We start from the raw sequence: 18,307 nt of genomic DNA, 5'->3' as shown, positions 1-18,307 counted from the left end.
GTGAATCGGGCCGCTGACCCAACGCAGCGGCCTTTTTGTTTATGCATGATAGACGGATACGGCGATGAACGGCTTGGCGAGGATTTTGCGCCCGGTGGCTTTTTCCGATTGTCCGGGCTGGAACCGGGACGATCAGTCCGCCGCATTTGCTGCATTTCGCCGTTCAGCCGACCATGCTGCCCGCCAGACCTACAAAAGCGGCAGTCTCGGCATTGGTTTCGAAGCGCTGCAGCCGGTCTTTGCCGCTGCGCGCAGCCTCGATAATCCGGGCATGGAAGAAGCGCGTGCTTTCTTCGAACGGAATTTTCTCCCCTGCCGCATCGTGCCCGATACGGAAAAGGGCTTTGTAACCGCATTCTATGAGCCAGAGATCGAAGCCTCGCTTCAAGCCGACGACCGTTTCAAGGTGCCGTTCCTGCGCCAGCCGGACGACCTCGTGAAGGTGACGGACGAGAATCGCCCACAGGGTTTCGATCCGTCCTTTGCCTTTGCGCGCCGGACGGAAAACGGTCTGGTGGAATATGACGACCGCCGGGCGATCGAACGGGGCAGCCTTTCCGGGCGCGGGCTGGAAATCGCTTTCGTCGCCGACCGGGTCGATGCGTTTTTCGCGCATGTGCAGGGTGCAGCGCGTCTGAAACTGCGCGATGGCCAAGTGCTGCGCATCACCTATGCGGCCAAGACTGGCCATCCGTTTACCGGGATTGGCCGCATTCTGGTCGCCGATGGCGAAATCCCGGCTTCTGAAATTTCGATGCAGGCGATCCGCCGCTGGCTGGCGGAACATCCCGACAGGGCCGATGATCTCATCTGGCAGAACCGGTCCTATATCTTCTTCCGCGAAGCGCCGGTTGACGATCCGGATGCCGGCCCCGTCGCCGCCGCAAAAGTTCCGCTCACCGCCGGGCGTTCGCTTGCCGTCGACAAATTGCTGCACACATTCGGGACGCCGATCCACGTCAGCGCGCCGACTGTCACCGTCTTTGACGGAGAGCCTTTTGCGCGGCTGATGATCGCACAGGACACCGGCACGGCTATCGTCGGCCCTGCCCGGGGTGATCTCTTCGCCGGTTCGGGCGATGCGGCGGGCGAGATCGCCGGCGGCGTGAAGAACGATGCCGAGTTTTATGCGCTGGTGCCGCGCACCCTTCTGGGGGCTTGAACGGGATGGCGCGCGCGACCGACAAGCCGGAAAAGGACTATCTGCGGCCCGAAGACCGCATCTTATGGGAAATGGTCGCGAAAACCGCAAAGCCGCTGGTAAAGCCGAAGGCGGAACCGGACGAGCTTCCCGATTTCAAGACATTGATGGCGGAAGAAGAAAAGCGCCCGGCAAAGGCGAAGGTCCAGCCTGCGGCAGAGGCGGGCAAGCCGAAGAAGGGGCTCTCGGCGCTCAGCGAAATGCAGGTTCAGTCGCTCGACAAGCCGACGCACCGAAAGCTTGCGAAGGGTCGCGTCGATATTGAAGCGCGCATCGACCTGCACGGTCTCACGCAGGGAGAAGCGCACGGCCTGCTCTACGGATTTCTGGTCAGCGCCCATGCGCGCGGGCTGCGCCACGTCATGGTCATCACCGGCAAGGGCCGTTCATTCGGCAGCGAAGGCATTTTGCGGCAGGCGGTGCCGCACTGGTTCTCCACGCCGCTGTTCAGGCTTCTGGTCAGCGCCTATGAGGATGCGGCGCGTCACCATGGCGGGCATGGCGCCCTTTATGTAAGGCTTCGCCGCCAGACCCAGAACACGGCACAGCAGATATTGCCCGGAGGAAACAGGCCGCGATGACGCCATTTGGGATACGCCTGCGCGAGTTGCGGGAAGAGCGGGGGGTGACGCAGAAGGAAATGGCGGCGGCACTTCGCGTTTCACCGGCCTATCTGTCGGCGCTGGAACACGGACGGCGCGGCCAGCCGACCTGGGACCTGCTTCAGCGCATCATCACCTATTTCAACATCATCTGGGACGAGGCGGAAGAATTGCAGAACCTCGCCGCCGTGTCGCATCCGCGTGTGGTGATCGACACGTCGGGCCTGTCGCCGCAGGCGACGGAGCTTGCCAATCTTCTGGCGCGCAATATCCGCATCATCGACCGCGAGACGATCAAACATCTGAGCGAGGAAATTGAAGCCGCTCGCAAACGCCGCCGGGGAAACAGACCGGCGGGTTGAAAGCCTTCCCGGTCACTGCGGGTTGGACGGGCCGTATAATGTGTAGGATTTGGGAATGCCCATGAACCATTCCGTCGAGAGCTTCGCGTTCGGCGCGTAACCCTGGAATTCCTTGAGCGTCAGGATCTGGATTTCGTTGAAATAGTCCCGGATATGTTCTTCCGTCGGTTTTGACATGAAGCGCCAGGGCGAAATGCGCACCGCATGTCTGGCCACCGAGCGGGGAAGCCAATGCAAGGCCGGGCAGAAGAAATGCGGCTCGATGGGAAACACGAAGGCCGGTGTCTGGATGAAGAAATAGTTGGAGACGCGCTGCACCTCCTTCACCAGATTGGCCCGCAGATGCAGCGGCACATGCTCGATGACCGAATTGCAAACGGCGACATCGAAGGACTTGTCCTCGAAAGGCAGGTGCTCGCCGTCATAAAGGACGACCTTCATATGCCCGAAATCACCGCTGAAGGACCGCGCCTGGCCGTCATCGCGGATGTTGACCAGCGTGATGTCCCTCGGCACGTTGACGGCATCCTGCTTTTCCCAGAAATGGCGCGAGCCGCCCACGTCGCAAATCTTCAGCGAGGTGAAATCCGGCAGGGCCTCGCGGAAAAGCGCGCCGCGCTTGCGGCGAAAATACTCCGATGAAGAATGGACGAGCCGGTCCCAGGCGGTTGATTTGACATTGCGTTCGACACGGCTCATCTGCAGCTCTCTTCCCATCCCCGATAAATTGTAGGGATATACCTAGCTGGTTTCATTTTTCCGGTCATCAGAAAACAAGGCTAGTTGTTAAAAGAGTGTATCGCCGTCCTATTATTAGGATCACTTAAAATAAACTGCGCAACTCATCCAACTTGGAATTGACCAGCCAGCCATAGTAGTTTTCCTGCGGCAGCACGGGTTCCTGGCCGTCTGCCCTGCGCCTGGCGTTTTCACTGGCCAGCGCCCGCGCCCGGGCTTCCGCGCCGCCCGTATTGTAGAGCGTGGCGGTGAGGCCCGGATTTTTCGAAATGTCGAAATCGGCGATCTGCCGGTAGGAGTTGATCGACTGTTTCAGCGTTGCCGCGATGTATGGCAGCGTCAGGTCGGGGTCCATGATCGTCTTGTAGACCACATTGCCGTCCTCGGCGTTGAGCTTGGGCAGGCCGGAAACGCGGTTCACCATGTCCGACATCTGCAAGGCCGTCAGCGGGTTGATCTGGCCGAGGCCGAATGTCTGGCCCGCATAGAAGGGCTGGAAGAACACCGCGCTGAAGCGGTTGTTGGGATAGGCGTTGCCGCCGACCGACTTGCCGCGGAAATTCTTGTTCCAGACGTTCTCACGGCAGGACCACAGCGAATAGCTGTCCTTGTGCTTCAGGCAGTCGGCAAATTCCGGGCGCTTGATGAACTGGCCGATGCTCTCGCCATTATAGCCGAAGCTGACGCCCTGGTTCACATAGGACATGGCCTTGACGTAATAGGTCTGCAGCCGGTCATAGACATCGACATTATAGGTATGCTCGCCGACGATCGCGCCGACTATATGGATCGGATCGATGCCATAGGCCGCTGCCGTGGAACGGATCTTGGAGCGCAGCGAGGCATCCTTTTTCAGCAGACTGTAGATCTTCTGATACTTCTTCTCATAGGTCGTGCTCAGTTCGCGCGTGCGCTTGGCGGATGCTCCGGGGATCGGCGGCTGTTCCGCATTGCGGTTGCCGGGAGGGACAAGTGTTGCCGCATGGGCGCTCTGGCTGGCTACGATAAAGGCGAGGCAAAGGCCCGCAATGCGGTTCAGTGATCTGGTCATTATGCGGAAACAGCCCCGATATGGTGAAGATCTGGTAAATTTGCCGGAAAATAGAAAACCCCCCGATGCAAGTCGAGGGGTTTTTGCGCATTCCTGACAAGTGGCCGGAAGCCGTGGCTTTCCGGTCACTTACAGGCCTCTTCGTCAGAGAATGAAGCGCGACAGATCGGTATTCTTGGCAAGGCCGCCGATCTTGTCTTTGACATAGGCCGCGTCGATGGTGAAGACCGCGCCGGTCTTGTCGGGAGCGGTGAACGAGATTTCGTCCAGAACCCGTTCCATCACCGTCTGCAACCGGCGGGCGCCGATGTTTTCAACCGTTGCATTGAGGTCGACGGCGATGTCGGCCAAAGCATCGATTGCGTCGTCGGTAAAGGTGAGCTTCACCTCTTCCGTCTCCATCAGGGCGATATACTGCTTGATCAGGCTCGCTTCGGTTTCCGTCAGGATGCGGCGGAAGTCCTCGCGGGTCAGCGCGTTCAACTCCACCCGGATGGGCAGTCGGCCCTGCAATTCCGGCAGCAGGTCGGACGGCTTGGAAACGTGGAACGCGCCGGATGCGATGAACAAGATATGATCGGTCTTCACCGGTCCGTATTTGGTCGCAACCGTCGTGCCTTCGACCAGCGGCAGGAGATCGCGCTGCACGCCTTCGCGTGAAACGCCCGCCCCCATGCCGCCTTCCCGCGAGGCGATCTTGTCGATCTCGTCGATGAACACGATGCCCTCGTCTTCGGTGACCCGAAGCGCTTCCTGCACGATCTGCTCCTGATCCAGAAGCTTGTCGGATTCATCGTTGATCAGGATCGCATAGGAATCCTTCACCGTGGTCTTGCGCGTCTTGGTGCGCCCGCCCATGGCCTTGCCCAGCATGTCGGAGAGGTTCATGACGCCGATATTGGCGCCAGGCATGCCGGGTATCTCGAAGCTTGGGCCGGAGCCGGTATCGGCGACCTCGATTTCGATTTCCTTGTCGTCCAGCTCGTTATTGCGCAGCTTCTTGCGGAAGCTGTCGCGCGTCGCGGGGCTGGCGGTCTTTCCGACCAGCGCTTCCAGCACGCGTTCCTCGGCATTGAGATGCGCCTTGGCCTTCACATCCTCGCGGCGCTTTTCGCGCACCAGCGTGATGGCAACCTCGACCAGATCGCGGATGATCTGCTCGACATCACGGCCGACATAGCCGACTTCGGTGAACTTGGTCGCTTCCACCTTGACGAAAGGCGCACCGGCGAGCCGGGCGAGACGGCGGGAAATCTCCGTCTTGCCGACGCCGGTCGGTCCGATCATCAGGATGTTCTTCGGCATGACCTCTTCGCGCATCTGGCCTTCGAGCTGCTGGCGGCGCCAGCGATTGCGCAGCGCAATGGCGACGGCGCGCTTGGCGTCATTCTGGCCGATGATGAAACGGTCGAGTTCCGAGACGATTTCACGGGGGGAGAAGTTACTCATGATTATAACCCACTTTGCCACTGCTTGATGAACTCGAACGGATGCAGCAGCATGATCACGTTGAGCGTAAGGTTGTCGCGGATGACGATCAGCGCCAGAACTTCAAAGAACAGCGCGATGGCGACGGTTATTTTCGTTGGCAGTCTGGCTGCGAGCAGGAAGCCGATCAGGGCGGCAAGCGTGTCGGAGACCGAATTCACGATGCTGTCGCCGAAATAGTCCACCGAGGATGTATTGGCGCGATAGCGCTCGATGATGAAACTCGAGTTCTCGACCAGTTCCCACAGGGCTTCGATGCCGACCGCCGCTGCAAGCCTCAGGCCGAGCGGGGCTTTGGGGGCGATGATCGTGAAAAGCCAGTAGAACAGGAAGCCATGGATGATGTGCGACAGCGTATACCAGTCGGATATATGCTGCGAGTTTTCGGACATCAGCGAACCAGACCATAATTTTATGGTCCCGCATTCGCACATGGCGATCCGCCCGTCGAGGTGAAGCCAGAAGGCCTGGACCGCGAGTATGGCGAGAACGATCAGGGCGCCCAGCCCCCAGCGTTGCGCACTCGGTTTCGAGGCCTGCGCGAGCGAGCTCATTCTGCGTCCAGGCTTTCCACGATGACGTTGTGGTTGGTGTAGATGCAGATATCGGCTGCGATCTCCATCGCCTTGCGGGCGATTTCCTCGGCTGACTTGTCCGTATCGACGAGCGCGCGTGCGGCGGCGAGCGCATAATTGCCGCCCGAACCGATGGCCATCACGCCATGTTCGGGTTCAAGCACGTCGCCGGTGCCGGTGAGCGCCAGCGTCACCTTGCTGTCGGCAACCAGCATCATGGCTTCCAGCTTGCGCAGGTAGCGGTCGGTGCGCCAGTCCTTGGCCAGTTCCACCGAAGCGCGCATGAGCTGGTCGGGATATTGCTCGAGCTTGGCTTCGAGCCGTTCCAGAAGGGTGAAGGCGTCGGCGGTGGCTCCGGCGAAACCTGCAATCACATTGCCCTTGCCGATACGGCGAACCTTGCGCGCATTGCCCTTCATGACGGTATTGCCGAGCGAAACCTGTCCGTCACCGGCGATGACGACCTTGCCGCCCTTGCGAACGGTAACGATGGTCGTGCCGTAAATTGTCGTGGGATGATGTTCGATCATGGATGCTCCTTTGGCGGCACAGGCAATCCCGGAAGGCAATTGCAGATGCCCCTTGATCTAGAGCATTTCCTGTTCGCTTGAATCATCGGAAATGCTCTAACTGTTTTTAACGCGCATCCTGTTCCGAAAACCGCTTCGCACTTTTCGGGATGCGCTCTGTTGGGAAACAGGCTCCGTCAGCCATCGGCGGATGAATCGTGCTTCGGTGAGAATATTTAAGAACGTATCGATGAATTGCAAATGCCGAATTGCAGCTTGCCTGACCGGCAAAAGGAATTGGCAAAGTGGGCAAGCTGTTCTAGAACGCCTCCAAGCTATGTAATGAGGAAAGCTTATGACTGCTGAAAGCACCCGCAAGGCAAGCATCGAACGCTCCACGAAGGAAACGAGCATCGCCGTTTCCGTCGATCTGGATGGCGTCGGCAAGTTCGACATCACCACCGGTGTCGGCTTCTTCGATCATATGCTGGAGCAGCTTTCCCGACATTCGCTGATCGATATGCGCGTGATGGCCAAGGGCGACCTGCATATCGATGATCACCATACGGTCGAGGACACCGGCATCGCGCTCGGCCAGGCTATCGCCAAGGCGCTCGGCGAGCGTCGCGGCATTGTGCGCTATGCCTCGATGGACCTCGCCATGGACGATACGCTGACCGGCGCTGCCGTCGACGTGTCGGGACGCGCCTTCCTGGTCTGGAATGTCAATTTCACGACCTCCAAGATCGGTGCATTCGACACCGAACTGGTGCGCGAGTTCTTCCAGGCTTTCGCGATGAACGCAGGCATCACGCTGCATATCAACAATCATTATGGTGCCAACAACCACCATATCGCGGAATCGATCTTCAAGGCCGTGGCCCGGGTTCTGCGCATGGCGCTCGAAACCGATCCGCGCCAGAAGGATGCAATTCCCTCCACAAAGGGTTCACTGAAAGGGTAAGCCATGGCGCAATTCGTCGTTCTTGAACCGGAAGATACTCAAAACCCTGAGCAAGCCGTGTTCGTGCGCGATGGATTCCATATATGGGCGCTGGTCCTCCCCTTTGTTTGGCTGCTGGCGCAGCGTCTGTGGTTCGAAGCCTTTGCCGTGTTGGGCGTCACGATCCTGCTCGGGCTTGTCGCGACCCATTTCGGTATCGAAGGCGCGGTGCCGGTTCTGACCTTGCTGATGTCGCTCTTCGTCGCGCTGGAAGGCGCCAACTGGAAGATCGCCCGGCTGCGGCGGCGGGGTTTCGTCGAAAAGGCGGTCATCGATGCGTCCGATCTGGAAGAAGCGGAAATCCGCTATTTCTATCGCCTCCAAGATGCGGGCCAGCCGGTTGCGGACCTTGCGGACAAGCCTGGCCCTCAGCCTGCCCCTCACTGGGCGCAGCAGCCTCCTCGTCCCGCCTATTCCTCATTTGGCTCGACCATCGGGTTTGTCGGCCATCGCGGAGAAAACTGAAAATGCGTGTTGCAATCATCGATTACGGCTCCGGCAATCTGCGCTCGGCCACCAAGGCTTTTGAGCGTGCAGCACTTGAGAGCGGTATCGCGGCGCAGATCGAATTGACGGCGGATGCCGAACGTGTGGCGTCGGCTGACCGCATCGTGCTGCCGGGTGTTGGCGCCTATGCCGACTGCCGTCGCGGCCTCCATGCGGTGCCGGGCATGGTGGATGCGCTGGAAGATGTCGTGCTGAAAAAGGCGCATCCCTTCCTCGGCATCTGCGTGGGCATGCAGCTCATGTCCGAGCGCGGGCTTGAAAAGGAAGTCACCGAGGGGCTGGGCTGGATCGCGGGCGATGTGCGCGAAATGACGCCATCCGACCCGGCGCTGAAGATTCCGCAGATCGGCTGGAACAGGATTCACGTGAAACATTCCCATCCGATCTTCGAGGGAATCGAGACCGGCGAGAACGGATTGCACGCCTATTTCGTGCATTCCTATATGTTCGATGCGAAGAACAGGTCCGACATTCTGGCAGTCACCGATTACGGCGGCGATGTCACCGCGGCGGTCGGGCGCGACAATATGGTGGGAACCCAGTTCCATCCTGAAAAGAGCCAGCTGCTCGGCCTTTCGCTCATCGCCAATTTCCTGAAATGGAAGCCCTGAGACCATGATCCTTTTTCCCGCCATCGATTTGAAAGACGGTCAATGCGTGCGCCTGAAGCTTGGCGACATGGATCAGGCCACCGTTTACAACGAAGACCCGGCAGCACAGGCCAGGGCCTTCGAGGATCAGGGTTTTGAATGGCTGCATGTGGTCGATCTCAACGGTGCCTTTGCTGGCGAAAGCGTCAATGGCAAGGCTGTGGAAGCAATCCTGAAAGCCACCAAAAACCCGGTGCAGCTCGGCGGCGGCATCCGCACGCTCCAGCATATCGAGAACTGGCTTTCCAAGGGACTGCGCCGTGTCATCCTCGGCACGGTTGCCGTGCGCGATCCGGCGCTGGTGATCGAGGCCTGCAAGGCGTTCCCGGGTCAGGTCGCCGTCGGCATCGACGCCAAGGGCGGCTATGTCGCCGTCGAGGGCTGGGCGGAAGCTTCCGAGCTCGGCGTGATCGAACTGGCGAAGAAGTTTGAAGGCGCAGGCGTTGCCGCCATCATCTATACCGATATCGACCGCGACGGCGTTCTGGCCGGTATCAACTGGGATTCGACGCTTGCGCTCGCGGACAGCGTTTCCAGCCCGGTGATCGCATCGGGCGGCCTCGCCTCGATGGATGACATCAAACGTCTTGCCGCTCCTGATGCCCGCAAGCTGGAAGGCGCGATTTCCGGTCGCGCGCTTTACGATGGTCGCATCGATCCGGCGGAAGCCTTGTCTGTACTGAGGGCCACAGCATGACCTTGAAAGCACGCGTAATTCCTTGCCTCGATGTTAAAGACGGCCGCTCCCGCCTGCCCGCAGCGAACAGTCCGGCAAAGGCCGGACCGCGAGGACAGGCAAAACTGAAAAGAGACGCGGCAGATCGAGGACAACCATGCTGAAAGCAAGAGTGATACCGTGCCTCGATGTGAAGGACGGACGCGTCGTCAAGGGCGTCAACTTTGTCGATCTGATCGATGCCGGTGATCCGGTGGAAGCTGCCCGCGCCTATGATGCGGCGGGCGCGGACGAACTGTGCTTCCTCGACATCACGGCGTCTTCGGACAATCGCGAGACAATTTTCGACGTGGTGGCCCGCACGGCAGAACAGTGCTTCATGCCGCTCACCGTTGGCGGCGGCGTGCGTCAGGTGGCCGACATTCGCAAGCTGCTTCTGGCCGGTGCCGACAAGGTTTCGATCAATACGGCTGCGGTCAAGAACCCGGAATTCGTTGCCGAAGCTGCCGACAAGTTCGGCGACCAGTGCATCGTCGTGGCCATCGACGCCAAGAAGGTGTCCGGCGACGGCGAGGCCGACCGTTGGGAAATATTCACCCATGGCGGACGCCAGACGACAGGCATCGATGCGGTGGAATTCGCGCAGAAGGTGGTGAGCCTCGGTGCTGGCGAAATCCTGCTGACCTCGATGGATCGCGACGGCACCAAGGCCGGTTACGATGTGGCCCTGACGCGGGCCGTGGCCGACAGCGTGCGCGTTCCGGTCATTGCATCGGGCGGTGTCGGAAATCTCGATCACATGGTTGCGGGCATTCGCGACGGACACGCGACGGCAGTTCTCGCAGCATCCATCTTCCACTTCGGCACCTATACGATTGGCGAGGCCAAGCGCTATATGGCCGAAGCTGGCATTCCGATGCGGCTTGATCCGGTTCGCTGAACAATACAGGAAATACCACAATGAGCCAGTTCACTCTTTCCGACCTTGAACGGATCGTCGCGGAACGTGCCAGCGTGACGGACGGCTCGTCCTATACGGCAAGCCTGGTGGCCAGGGGCCAGTCGCGGGCGGCGAAAAAACTTGGCGAGGAAGCCGTGGAAACGGTCATCGCCGCCGTTGAAGGCAACCGGGCAGAGGTGGTGACGGAAAGCGCCGACCTGCTTTATCACCTGCTGGTGGTTCTGAGGGTTGCAGGCGTTTCGCTTGATGAGGTGCTTCAGGAGTTGCAACGCCGCACGGCGCAGACCGGCCTTGAAGAAAAAGCCGGTCGTCCGAAAGCCTGAATGCAAATTGGACCGGAAGCTGCTAGTGCAGGATTGGCGTTGAGGGAGAGCAGCGACAATATGTGGGAAAAAGTGGATCAGCTAACGCCGTCGCGTTACTCGCCTTACCGTTTCTTTTCGGCTGAGGAATGGGCGGGCTTTCGCGCCGATACGCCCCTTACCCTGACTTATGACGAGGTCAAGCGGCTGCGTTCGCTGGGCGACCCCATCGATCTCGATGAGGTGCGGCGCATCTATCTGTCGCTGTCGCGCTTGCTGTCGGCGCATGTGGAGGCGAGCCAGCTTCTGTTCGAGCAGCGCAAGCAGTTCCTCAACATGGAGGAGTCGTTCAAGACGCCGTTCATCATCGGCATTGCCGGTTCGGTCGCGGTCGGGAAATCCACGACCGCACGTATCCTGAAAGAGCTTCTTGCCCGCTGGCCGTCGAGCCCGAAGGTCGACCTCGTGACGACCGACGGTTTTCTTTATCCCAATGCGGTCCTGCGCGAGCAGAACATGATGGAGCGCAAGGGCTTTCCCGAAAGCTACGATGTCGGCGCGGTCTTGCGCTTCCTGTCGGCGATCAAGGCCGGCATGAGCCAGGTGCGCGCCCCACTCTATTCGCATCTGAGCTACGACGTCTTGCAGGGCGAATATCAGCTCGTCGACAAGCCGGATATCCTGATCTTTGAAGGCATCAATGTGCTGCAGGTGCGCGATCTGCCGGAAGACGGCAAGATGGTGCCCTTCGTGTCGGATTTCTTCGATTTCTCCATCTATATCGATGCGGAATCGGAACTGATCCACAAATGGTATATCGACCGCTTCATGCGGCTGCGGGAGACCGCCTTCGTCAATCCGGAATCCTTCTTCCATCGTTATTCGCAGCTTTCCGAAGATGCGGCGCGTTCCATCGGCGAAGGGCTGTGGAACAATATCAACCTGAAGAACCTCAAGGACAATATCCTGCCGACGCGCCCGCGCGCCGATCTGATCCTGCGCAAGGGCAGCGATCACCTGATCGAGGAAGTCGCGCTCAGGAAGATATGAAAAAGGGCCGGTTTCCGGCCCTTTTCTTTTGGTGGAACGCAGCGGGTCAGGCGGTGCAGTCGCGCATGAAGCGCTCAAGATAAGCATCGAAGACGGCTGGTGTCTCGCGGAAGGGCGCATGCCCCGCCCCGTCGATGATGTGGGCCTTGCCTTCCCACAGATTGCCGAACCGGACTTTCGAGACGAAATCCAGTTCGACGAAAGGCTCGTCGCGCCCGTTGACCACAGCTATGGGAAGCGTCGCCGCGGCAACGATATCGCGCTGGTTTCCGCCGGTCCCGGCTGCGAACTTCTCGAACATGATGCGCCGCGCGCGCCCATCCGTGCGGGCGACAATATCGAGCAACCCCTCTTCGAACGGTTCGCCGCAGGTGCTGCGCGCATAGGATTCGACATCGCGGGCGGAAAAGACTTCCTGCCCGGCCAGCGCCATGTCGGGACCGCTCTTGAACCCCTGCCCCACTTCCTCCCGCGCCACGGGCGGCGTGCCGGTGATCATCAGGCCGCGCATGCCGGGAAAGCGCGAGATCATCTCGATGCCGATATGGCCGCCGAGCGACCAGCCGAAGACGACCGCCTCGGATATGCCGAGTTTTTCGAGAACCTCCGTCATGGCGTCGGCATAGCCTTCCATGGAATAGCTGCGGTCCGGATCGAGCGCATCGCCGGACCGGCCATGGCCCGGCAGGTCCGGCGCGATTATCCGCCAGTTCCGGCCAATCTCGCCTTCAAGCTGGGGCGCGAAGATTGCGCCTGCGCTGGAATTGCCGTGAATCATCAGAAGCGGCATCCCCTCGCCCGCGCTTTCACGAATGGCAATTCTGCCGTGGCTGGTTTCAAGCTCGCGATAATTGATCGTCATGTCATCTGTTCCCACAGTCTGGATATTTAGTCGAAGGAAACCTTTCCGCGGCCCTTCTTGATGTCGGATCGTCCGGATTTGGCCTTGAGGCGGCGTTCGATGGAGCCTTTTGTCGGTCTGGTCTTCTTGCGCGGCGGCGGCGGTGGTTCGGCTGCCTTGGCAATAAGCACGATCAGCCGTTCGCGGGCGTCCTCGCGGTTGCGCTCCTGGGTGCGGAAACGATTGGCTTCGATCAGGATATCGCCGTCCTTGGTGCCCTTCTGTCCGGCGAGCTTGAACAGCCGCGACAGGATATCCTCCGGCAGGCCGGAGCGGGCGGCATGAAACCGCAGCTGCACGGCGGTGGAAACCTTGTTGACGTTCTGGCCGCCGGGACCGGAGGCACGGATAAAACTTTCCTCCAGATCGTCTTCACGGATCGTCAGGCGATTGGTGATGCGGATGATGTTCCGGTTCTCTTCCATGACGAGGAGATATACCGCTTTGTATCCCTTATACAAAAGAAAAACCCGGCCTTTCAGCCGGGCTCTCCCTCCTCCTCAGGATGGTAAAAGCATGTCTCCAAAAAGTGGAAACCGGTTTTTGGATAAAGACATGCGTAGAAAAAGCTATTCCGCGGCGATGCGGATCGCCGGAGCCGCGTCCTTCACCTCGTGATCGACATGGCTTTCGAACTTCTCGAAATTCGTGACGAACATGTCGACCAGCTTCCTGGCCTGCGCGTCATAGGCAGCCTTGTCGGCCCAGGTCGAACGCGGATCGAGGATGGATTTGTCCACGCCCGGCACTTCGACCGGAACCGCGAAACCGAAATTCGGATCGATGCGGAATTCGGCATTGTTCAGCGAGCCGTCGAGCGCGGCTGCAAGCAGGGCGCGGGTTGCCTTGATCGGCATGCGCTTGCCGGTGCCATAGGCGCCGCCTGTCCAGCCGGTATTGACCAGCCAGCAATCAACCTTGTGCTCGGCGATCAGCTTGCGCAGCAGGTTGCCGTATTCCGAAGGATGGCGCGGCATGAACGGTGCGCCGAAGCAGGTCGAGAAGGTTGCTTCCGGTTCGGTCACGCCCTTTTCGGTGCCGGCGACCTTGGCCGTATAGCCAGACAGGAAGTGGTACATGGCCTGTGCCGGGGTCAGCTTGGCGATGGGCGGCATCACGCCGAAGGCATCGGCGGTAAGCATGATGATGTTCTTCGGCTGGCCGCCCTTGCCCGTCTTCGATGCGTTCGGAATGAAGTCGAGCGGATAGGCGCAACGGGTGTTTTCGGTCAGCGAGCCATCGTCGAAATCCGGCTGGCGGTGTTCGTCGAGAACGACGTTTTCCAGAACCGTGCCGAAACGCTGCGTGGTCGCATAGATTTCCGGCTCCGCTTCGGCGGACAGGCGGATGGTCTTGGCGTAGCAGCCGCCTTCGAAGTTGAAGATGCCGTGTTCGCCCCAGCCGTGCTCGTCATCGCCGATCAGCGTGCGGGTCGGGTCGGCGGAAAGCGTGGTCTTGCCGGTGCCGGACAGGCCGAAGAAGACGGCCGTGTCGCCGTTCGGGCCTTCATTGGCCGAGCAGTGCATCGGCATGACGCCCTTGGCAGGCAGGATGTAGTTGAGTGCGGTGAAGACCGACTTCTTCATTTCGCCGGCATAGGAGGTGCCGCCGATCAGGACGATCCTGCGGGTCAGGTCGACCGCGATCACCGTTTCGGTGCGCACGCCATAGCGTTCCGGATCGGCCTTGAAGGACGGCAGGTCGATGATCGTCATTTCCGGCACGTAGAAAGCAAGCGCTTCCTGCTCGGGGCGGATCAGAAGATTGCGGATGAACAGCGAATGCCAGGCATATTCGGTAATGACGCGGGCATTGATCTTGTTGTCGGCATCGGCGCCGCCGATCAGATCCTGAACGAACAGCTCCTTGCCCTTCGCATGTTCGATGAAATCGGCATGAAGCAGGTCGAAGGCCTCGCGGCTCATCGCCTTGTTGTTGTCCCACCAGACGTGATCTTCGGTGTCGGCGTCGCGCACGACGAACTTGTCCTTCGGCGAGCGGCCCGTGTGCTGGCCGGTGCGTGCGACGAGCGCACCCTGCGCCGACAGTTCGGCTTCGGCCCGGCGGACGGTTTCCTCATAAAGACGCGCTGGCCCAAGATTGTAAAAGACTGCGGAGAGTTCCTTCAGTCCTGAAGTGGCAATGGAAGCGGCCGTGTTGTGAATGCCGGTCTCTCTCATGATGTCTCCGCCGTGGTTTGACAATTGATCGGTCTCTTTTCGCGTCACCAGAATGAACGCAAAACAGAGGATGGCAGTCAGAAACAGATTAATCGTGGCAATTCAAATATTTAATCGATTTAAAATTTTTGAAATTTTTTTAAATCGGTTAACCTGTGTGTTATGAGCCGTTCGATTCCGGGAATGTCAGTCCTGCGGCCATTAACCAAACGGCGATTCGGTGAGACGCAGTTCCACTGCTTCTTGGGGCGCCGCCACATTTTGTACCTAATTTGTACTGCACAAGCAGGCGCATTATACTAGTATCGACGCCGAACCGGACGTTCGATCCAGGAATCCGCCAGTTTCTGGCGGCCGAAAGACGAAAAACGTCAGACGTCACCGGCTGGAGATACCGGTCGGCTTAGTTGAAGGAGAAAGGTTCGCATGAAGGAAGCCTCGGCAACGCAGACAATTGCGCTGGTCGACGACGACCGCAACATCCTGACCTCCGTGTCCATTGCGCTGGAATCGGAAGGCTATCGGGTTGAAACCTACACCGATGGCGCATCCGCGCTGGATGGTCTGATGGCGCGTCCGCCCAATCTTGCGATCTTCGATATCAAGATGCCGCGCATGGACGGCATGGAGCTTCTGCGCCGCCTGCGCCAGAAATCCGACCTTCCCGTCATCTTTCTGACCTCCAAGGACGACGAGATCGACGAGCTTTTCGGCCTCAAGATGGGCGCGGACGATTTCATCACCAAGCCGTTCTCGCAGCGTCTTCTGGTGGAGCGCGTCAAGGCGGTGCTTCGCCGGGTTGCCGCACGCGACGGCACGGCCAAGCCGACCGGGCAGCAGGCGAAGTCGCTTGAACGCGGCCAGCTGGTCATGGATCAGGAACGCCACACCTGCACCTGGAAGGGCGAACCGGTCACGCTGACGGTCACCGAATTCCTGATCCTTCATTCGCTGGCGCAGCGTCCGGGTGTGGTGAAAAGCCGTGACGCCCTCATGGATGCGGCCTATGATGAGCAGGTCTATGTGGATGACCGTACCATCGACAGCCATATCAAGCGCCTGCGCAAGAAGTTCAAGGCGGTTGACGACGATTTCGAAATGATCGAAACGCTCTATGGCGTCGGCTATCGCTTCCGCGAGGCCTGATAGATAATTGCATATCGCCAGTCCGCGAGGCCTGGCGATAGCTTAATGAGAGCAGACAGGCGACATGGTCGCAGAAACCCGGAACGACGGCCTCGTCGGCCAGAAATCGGATTTGCGCGAACGCAGGGCCCGGCGGCAGCGCTCGGTGTTCTGGCGTCGCTTCTTTGCGCCCCTGCGCAAGTTTCTCGGCCAGTATCTGTTCTCGAGCCTGACGCGCCGCATCCTGTTTCTCAATCTCGCGGCGCTGGCGGTTCTCGTTTCCGGCATTCTTTATATGAATCAGTTCCGCGAGGGACTGATCGACGCGAAGATCGAAAGCCTGCTCACGCAGGGCAAGATCATCGCAGGCGCAATCTCGGCTTCGGCGACGGTCGACACCAATTCGCTGATGATCGACCCGGAAAAGCTTCTGGAACTGCAGGCCGGGCAAAGCCTGACGCCCTCGCCGGATTCCCCGGATAACTGGGAATTTCCCATCAATCCGGAAAAGGTCTCCCCGTTGCTGCGCCGGCTGATCTCGCCCACGAGCACGCGGGCGCGCATCTATGATCGCTATGCCAACATGCTGCTCGATTCGCGCGCGCTCTATTCGCCGAGCTTCCCTTCGGCGGGACCGGTGCTGCGCTATGACCTGCCGCCGATCGAGGAAGAGACCCCTTCCATCTGGGAACGTGCCGGAACATGGATTTCACACCTGTTCTACGGCGGTGGCCTGCCGGTCTATCAGGAACAGCCGGGCGGCAACGGCCTTGCCTATCCGGAAATCGTCAAGGCGCTGGCCGGTTCGCCGCAAACGGCGCAGCGGCGCAACGAAAAGGGCGAGCTGGTCGTCTCCGTGGCCGTGCCGATCCAGCGTTCGCGCGCAATCCTGGGCGTCCTCCTGCTTTCCACCGAGGGCGACGATATCGACAAGATCGTGCAGGCCGAACGCATGGCGGTTTTCCGCGTGTTCGGCGTCGTGTCGCTCGTCATGGTCATCCTGTCGCTTTTCCTCGCATCGACGATTGCAAGCCCGCTCCGCAAGCTTTCCGCCGCCGCCGACCGCGTGCGTCACGGCGTGAAAAGCCGCGTCGAAATTCCCGATTTCTCGGAACGTCAGGATGAAGTCGGCCATCTTTCCACGTCCATCCGCGAGATGACCGATTCGCTTTATACTCGTATCGAGGCTATCGAAAGCTTTGCCGCCGATGTCAGCCACGAGTTGAAGAACCCCCTCACCTCGCTGCGCAGCGCCGTCGAAACGCTGCCGCTGGCCAAGACCGAGGAATCGCGCAAACGGCTTCTCGACATCATCCAGCACGACGTTCGTCGTCTCGACCGCCTGATCACCGATATTTCCGATGCCTCGCGTCTGGATGCGGAGCTTGCGCGCGAACATATCGACCGCGTGGACATGAAGACGCTCCTGACCAATCTCGTCACGGCAGCGCGCGAAGTGCGCCGCAACAAGGTCGGGACGGAGATCGTCTTCAATACCGGCAAGCTGCCAGCCGGAAAGAAGGGTTTTTATGTTGCCGGTCACGACCTGCGTCTCGGCCAGGTGGTGAGCAACCTCATCGAGAATGCCCGTTCCTTCGTCCCCGACGATACGGGCCGCATCGTGGTGACGCTTTCCGGCGAAGGCAGCCGCCTGCGCGTGCTGGTCGAGGATAACGGCCCCGGCATTCCGATCGAAAATATCGAGCGCATCTTCGAGCGCTTCTATACGGATCGCCCGGCATCCGAGGCTTTCGGACAGAATTCCGGTCTGGGGCTTTCGATCAGCCGCCAGATTATCGAGGCGCATGGCGGCACGCTGACGGCTGAAAACATCGTCGATCCCGCAAAGCCCGACCAGTTCAGGGGCGCGCGTTTCATCGTCGATCTGCCGGCAAGCGCATGACGCCGGATGAGGAAAAAAGCGGACTTCACGCGACGACGCTTCAGGTGCGGGGTCGCGGCGTCATGATCCTTGGACGCTCGGGCGCGGGCAAGACGGAGCTTGCGCTGACGCTTGTCGAAAGAGCGCTCCTGCGCGGCGAGGCGGCATCGCTGGTTGCCGACGACCGCACATTGCTTCATGTGGAAGACGGCAGGCTCGTCGCCAGTGTTCCCGCAGCCCTCGCCGGTGGCGTGGAGATTCGCGGCGCGGGGCTTTTCAAGGTGGCTTTCGTGGAGGCGGCGCCGCTTTATCTCGTCGTCAGGCTTGTGGATCGTGACGAGGCGGAACGCTATCCGAGCGGCGAGACATGGGAATTCGAAGGCGTTTCGCTGCCCCGGCTTCTTTTGCCGGCTTTATCGTCGAACGGTGATTCCAACGCGCTTTCGCGGGCCATCGAGGCCAGTTTGTTCTACGAAAAATGGCCTTCTGACGACGGGTGAAGCGGGCTTCGTTACGAATCGATTAATATTTCGCCGCACTGCGG

General features: G+C 59.8%; 21 protein-coding genes. 13 read left to right on the top strand and 8 right to left on the bottom strand.

Annotation, left to right across the window (positions count from 1 at the left end):
• Positions 1-64 precede the first annotated feature (64 nt).
• The 3 genes from mltA to JNC63_RS14120 are packed head-to-tail and all read left to right on the top strand — an operon-like array spanning position 65 to position 2,165.
• Complete coding sequence (gene mltA, locus JNC63_RS14130; RefSeq protein ID WP_063619806.1) at positions 65-1,162, top strand: murein transglycosylase A; 1,098 nt, start codon at positions 65-67, stop codon at positions 1,160-1,162.
• Positions 1,163-1,167: 5 nt separating this feature from the next.
• Positions 1,168-1,782 carry a Smr/MutS family protein gene (locus JNC63_RS14125; protein WP_006472845.1) on the top strand — a complete coding sequence of 205 codons (615 nt, stop codon included), beginning with the start codon at positions 1,168-1,170 and terminating at the stop codon, positions 1,780-1,782.
• Positions 1,779-2,165: a helix-turn-helix domain-containing protein gene (locus JNC63_RS14120; protein ID WP_006468057.1), complete on the top strand. Its 387-nt coding sequence runs from the start codon at positions 1,779-1,781 to the stop codon at positions 2,163-2,165. Before JNC63_RS14125 ends, JNC63_RS14120 begins: the two co-directional genes overlap by 4 nt.
• 12 nt (positions 2,166-2,177) lie before the next feature.
• Here JNC63_RS14120 and JNC63_RS14115 read toward each other — a convergent pair whose 3' ends face one another.
• The 5 genes from JNC63_RS14115 to hslV form a co-directional block, all read right to left on the bottom strand.
• Positions 2,178-2,864, bottom strand: coding sequence for a class I SAM-dependent methyltransferase (locus tag JNC63_RS14115; protein WP_063619807.1), 687 nt, complete (start codon positions 2,862-2,864; stop codon positions 2,178-2,180).
• Between the two features lie 124 nt (positions 2,865-2,988).
• Entirely contained in the window at positions 2,989-3,954 is a 966-nt protein-coding gene (locus tag JNC63_RS14110; protein ID WP_006468058.1) for a DUF1402 family protein, read from the bottom strand.
• Between the two features lie 144 nt (positions 3,955-4,098).
• Entirely contained in the window at positions 4,099-5,403 is a 1,305-nt protein-coding gene (gene hslU / locus JNC63_RS14105) for an ATP-dependent protease ATPase subunit HslU (RefSeq protein WP_021587552.1), read from the bottom strand.
• Between the two features lie 2 nt (positions 5,404-5,405).
• Positions 5,406-5,996, bottom strand: coding sequence for a DUF2585 domain-containing protein (locus tag JNC63_RS14100; RefSeq protein ID WP_063619808.1), 591 nt, complete (start codon positions 5,994-5,996; stop codon positions 5,406-5,408).
• The gene (hslV, locus tag JNC63_RS14095; protein WP_006468061.1) at positions 5,993-6,547 is read right to left on the bottom strand and encodes an ATP-dependent protease subunit HslV; all 555 of its coding nucleotides are present in this window, start codon (positions 6,545-6,547) and stop codon (positions 5,993-5,995) included. The genes JNC63_RS14100 and hslV overlap by 4 nt, the downstream gene beginning before the upstream one ends.
• Positions 6,548-6,881: 334 nt before the next feature.
• On the opposite strand from hslV, the gene hisB reads away from it, so the two are divergent.
• From hisB to coaA, 7 genes are all read left to right on the top strand, one after another.
• Positions 6,882-7,490: an imidazoleglycerol-phosphate dehydratase HisB gene (hisB, locus tag JNC63_RS14090; RefSeq protein ID WP_006468063.1), complete on the top strand. Its 609-nt coding sequence runs from the start codon at positions 6,882-6,884 to the stop codon at positions 7,488-7,490.
• A 3-nt stretch (positions 7,491-7,493) separates the two neighbouring features.
• A complete protein-coding gene (locus JNC63_RS14085) occupies positions 7,494-7,994 on the top strand; it encodes a DUF2628 domain-containing protein (protein WP_063619809.1) in 501 nt (166 codons plus the stop codon).
• Between the two features lie 2 nt (positions 7,995-7,996).
• Entirely contained in the window at positions 7,997-8,647 is a 651-nt protein-coding gene (gene hisH / locus JNC63_RS14080; RefSeq protein ID WP_063619810.1) for an imidazole glycerol phosphate synthase subunit HisH, read from the top strand.
• 4 nt (positions 8,648-8,651) lie between these two features.
• Complete coding sequence (gene hisA / locus JNC63_RS14075; RefSeq protein ID WP_063619811.1) at positions 8,652-9,383, top strand: 1-(5-phosphoribosyl)-5-[(5-phosphoribosylamino)methylideneamino]imidazole-4-carboxamide isomerase; 732 nt, start codon at positions 8,652-8,654, stop codon at positions 9,381-9,383.
• 136 nt (positions 9,384-9,519) lie between these two features.
• On the top strand, positions 9,520-10,302 hold the full coding sequence (gene hisF / locus JNC63_RS14070) for an imidazole glycerol phosphate synthase subunit HisF (protein WP_006468068.1): 783 nt from the start codon (positions 9,520-9,522) through the stop codon (positions 10,300-10,302).
• A gap of 20 nt (positions 10,303-10,322) precedes the next feature.
• A complete protein-coding gene (locus JNC63_RS14065) occupies positions 10,323-10,646 on the top strand; it encodes a phosphoribosyl-ATP diphosphatase (protein WP_063619812.1) in 324 nt (107 codons plus the stop codon).
• 60 nt (positions 10,647-10,706) lie between these two features.
• Positions 10,707-11,675: a type I pantothenate kinase gene (coaA, locus tag JNC63_RS14060; protein WP_021587557.1), complete on the top strand. Its 969-nt coding sequence runs from the start codon at positions 10,707-10,709 to the stop codon at positions 11,673-11,675.
• 46 nt (positions 11,676-11,721) lie between these two features.
• On the opposite strand, the gene JNC63_RS14055 is transcribed toward coaA, so the two are convergent.
• From JNC63_RS14055 to JNC63_RS14045, 3 genes are all read right to left on the bottom strand, one after another.
• Entirely contained in the window at positions 11,722-12,537 is an 816-nt protein-coding gene (locus JNC63_RS14055; RefSeq protein WP_063619813.1) for an alpha/beta fold hydrolase, read from the bottom strand.
• 26 nt (positions 12,538-12,563) lie between these two features.
• Positions 12,564-13,001, bottom strand: coding sequence for an alternative ribosome rescue aminoacyl-tRNA hydrolase ArfB (arfB, locus tag JNC63_RS14050; RefSeq protein ID WP_063620053.1), 438 nt, complete (start codon positions 12,999-13,001; stop codon positions 12,564-12,566).
• Between the two features lie 144 nt (positions 13,002-13,145).
• Positions 13,146-14,756, bottom strand: a complete 1,611-nt coding sequence (locus tag JNC63_RS14045; protein WP_063619814.1) for a phosphoenolpyruvate carboxykinase — start codon at positions 14,754-14,756, stop codon at positions 13,146-13,148.
• Between the two features lie 426 nt (positions 14,757-15,182).
• Here JNC63_RS14045 and JNC63_RS14040 point away from each other — a divergent pair, with 426 nt between their 5' ends.
• From JNC63_RS14040 to JNC63_RS14030, 3 genes are all read left to right on the top strand, one after another.
• Complete coding sequence (locus tag JNC63_RS14040; RefSeq protein ID WP_006468074.1) at positions 15,183-15,902, top strand: response regulator transcription factor; 720 nt, start codon at positions 15,183-15,185, stop codon at positions 15,900-15,902.
• 64 nt (positions 15,903-15,966) lie between these two features.
• Positions 15,967-17,784: a sensor histidine kinase gene (locus JNC63_RS14035; protein WP_063619815.1), complete on the top strand. Its 1,818-nt coding sequence runs from the start codon at positions 15,967-15,969 to the stop codon at positions 17,782-17,784.
• The gene (locus tag JNC63_RS14030; RefSeq protein WP_063619816.1) at positions 17,781-18,263 is read left to right on the top strand and encodes an HPr kinase/phosphorylase; all 483 of its coding nucleotides are present in this window, start codon (positions 17,781-17,783) and stop codon (positions 18,261-18,263) included. The genes JNC63_RS14035 and JNC63_RS14030 overlap by 4 nt, the downstream gene beginning before the upstream one ends.
• The last annotated feature ends 44 nt before the right edge of the window (positions 18,264-18,307 follow it).

Source organism: Brucella ciceri, from assembly GCF_041930145.1.
Classification (GTDB): domain Bacteria; phylum Pseudomonadota; class Alphaproteobacteria; order Rhizobiales; family Rhizobiaceae; genus Brucella; species Brucella intermedia.
The sequence above is the reverse complement of the archived record's forward strand: the minus strand, read 5'-3'. Positions and strand labels throughout refer to the sequence as shown.

Bases quoted from the DNA above. Each gene is read 5' to 3' on its own strand.
- JNC63_RS14085 (WP_063619809.1), top strand. From the start codon at position 7,494: ATGGCGCAATTCGTCGTTCTTGAACCGGAAGATACTCAAAACCCTGAG.
- hisA (WP_063619811.1), top strand. From the start codon at position 8,652: ATGATCCTTTTTCCCGCCATCGATTTGAAAGACGGTCAATGCGTGCGC.
- JNC63_RS14035 (WP_063619815.1), top strand. From the start codon at position 15,967: ATGGTCGCAGAAACCCGGAACGACGGCCTCGTCGGCCAGAAATCGGAT.
- JNC63_RS14110 (WP_006468058.1), bottom strand. From the start codon at position 3,954: ATGACCAGATCACTGAACCGCATTGCGGGCCTTTGCCTCGCCTTTATC.
- coaA (WP_021587557.1), top strand. From the start codon at position 10,707: ATGTGGGAAAAAGTGGATCAGCTAACGCCGTCGCGTTACTCGCCTTAC.
- hisB (WP_006468063.1), top strand. From the start codon at position 6,882: ATGACTGCTGAAAGCACCCGCAAGGCAAGCATCGAACGCTCCACGAAG.
- JNC63_RS14065 (WP_063619812.1), top strand. From the start codon at position 10,323: ATGAGCCAGTTCACTCTTTCCGACCTTGAACGGATCGTCGCGGAACGT.
- hisF (WP_006468068.1), top strand. From the start codon at position 9,520: ATGCTGAAAGCAAGAGTGATACCGTGCCTCGATGTGAAGGACGGACGC.
- hslV (WP_006468061.1), bottom strand. From the start codon at position 6,547: ATGATCGAACATCATCCCACGACAATTTACGGCACGACCATCGTTACC.
- JNC63_RS14045 (WP_063619814.1), bottom strand. From the start codon at position 14,756: ATGAGAGAGACCGGCATTCACAACACGGCCGCTTCCATTGCCACTTCA.
- JNC63_RS14120 (WP_006468057.1), top strand. From the start codon at position 1,779: ATGACGCCATTTGGGATACGCCTGCGCGAGTTGCGGGAAGAGCGGGGG.
- JNC63_RS14115 (WP_063619807.1), bottom strand. From the start codon at position 2,864: ATGAGCCGTGTCGAACGCAATGTCAAATCAACCGCCTGGGACCGGCTC.
- JNC63_RS14055 (WP_063619813.1), bottom strand. From the start codon at position 12,537: ATGACGATCAATTATCGCGAGCTTGAAACCAGCCACGGCAGAATTGCC.
- hslU (WP_021587552.1), bottom strand. From the start codon at position 5,403: ATGAGTAACTTCTCCCCCCGTGAAATCGTCTCGGAACTCGACCGTTTC.
- JNC63_RS14125 (WP_006472845.1), top strand. From the start codon at position 1,168: ATGGCGCGCGCGACCGACAAGCCGGAAAAGGACTATCTGCGGCCCGAA.
- JNC63_RS14100 (WP_063619808.1), bottom strand. From the start codon at position 5,996: ATGAGCTCGCTCGCGCAGGCCTCGAAACCGAGTGCGCAACGCTGGGGG.
- hisH (WP_063619810.1), top strand. From the start codon at position 7,997: ATGCGTGTTGCAATCATCGATTACGGCTCCGGCAATCTGCGCTCGGCC.
- JNC63_RS14030 (WP_063619816.1), top strand. From the start codon at position 17,781: ATGACGCCGGATGAGGAAAAAAGCGGACTTCACGCGACGACGCTTCAG.
- JNC63_RS14040 (WP_006468074.1), top strand. From the start codon at position 15,183: ATGAAGGAAGCCTCGGCAACGCAGACAATTGCGCTGGTCGACGACGAC.
- mltA (WP_063619806.1), top strand. From the start codon at position 65: ATGAACGGCTTGGCGAGGATTTTGCGCCCGGTGGCTTTTTCCGATTGT.
- arfB (WP_063620053.1), bottom strand. From the start codon at position 13,001: ATGGAAGAGAACCGGAACATCATCCGCATCACCAATCGCCTGACGATC.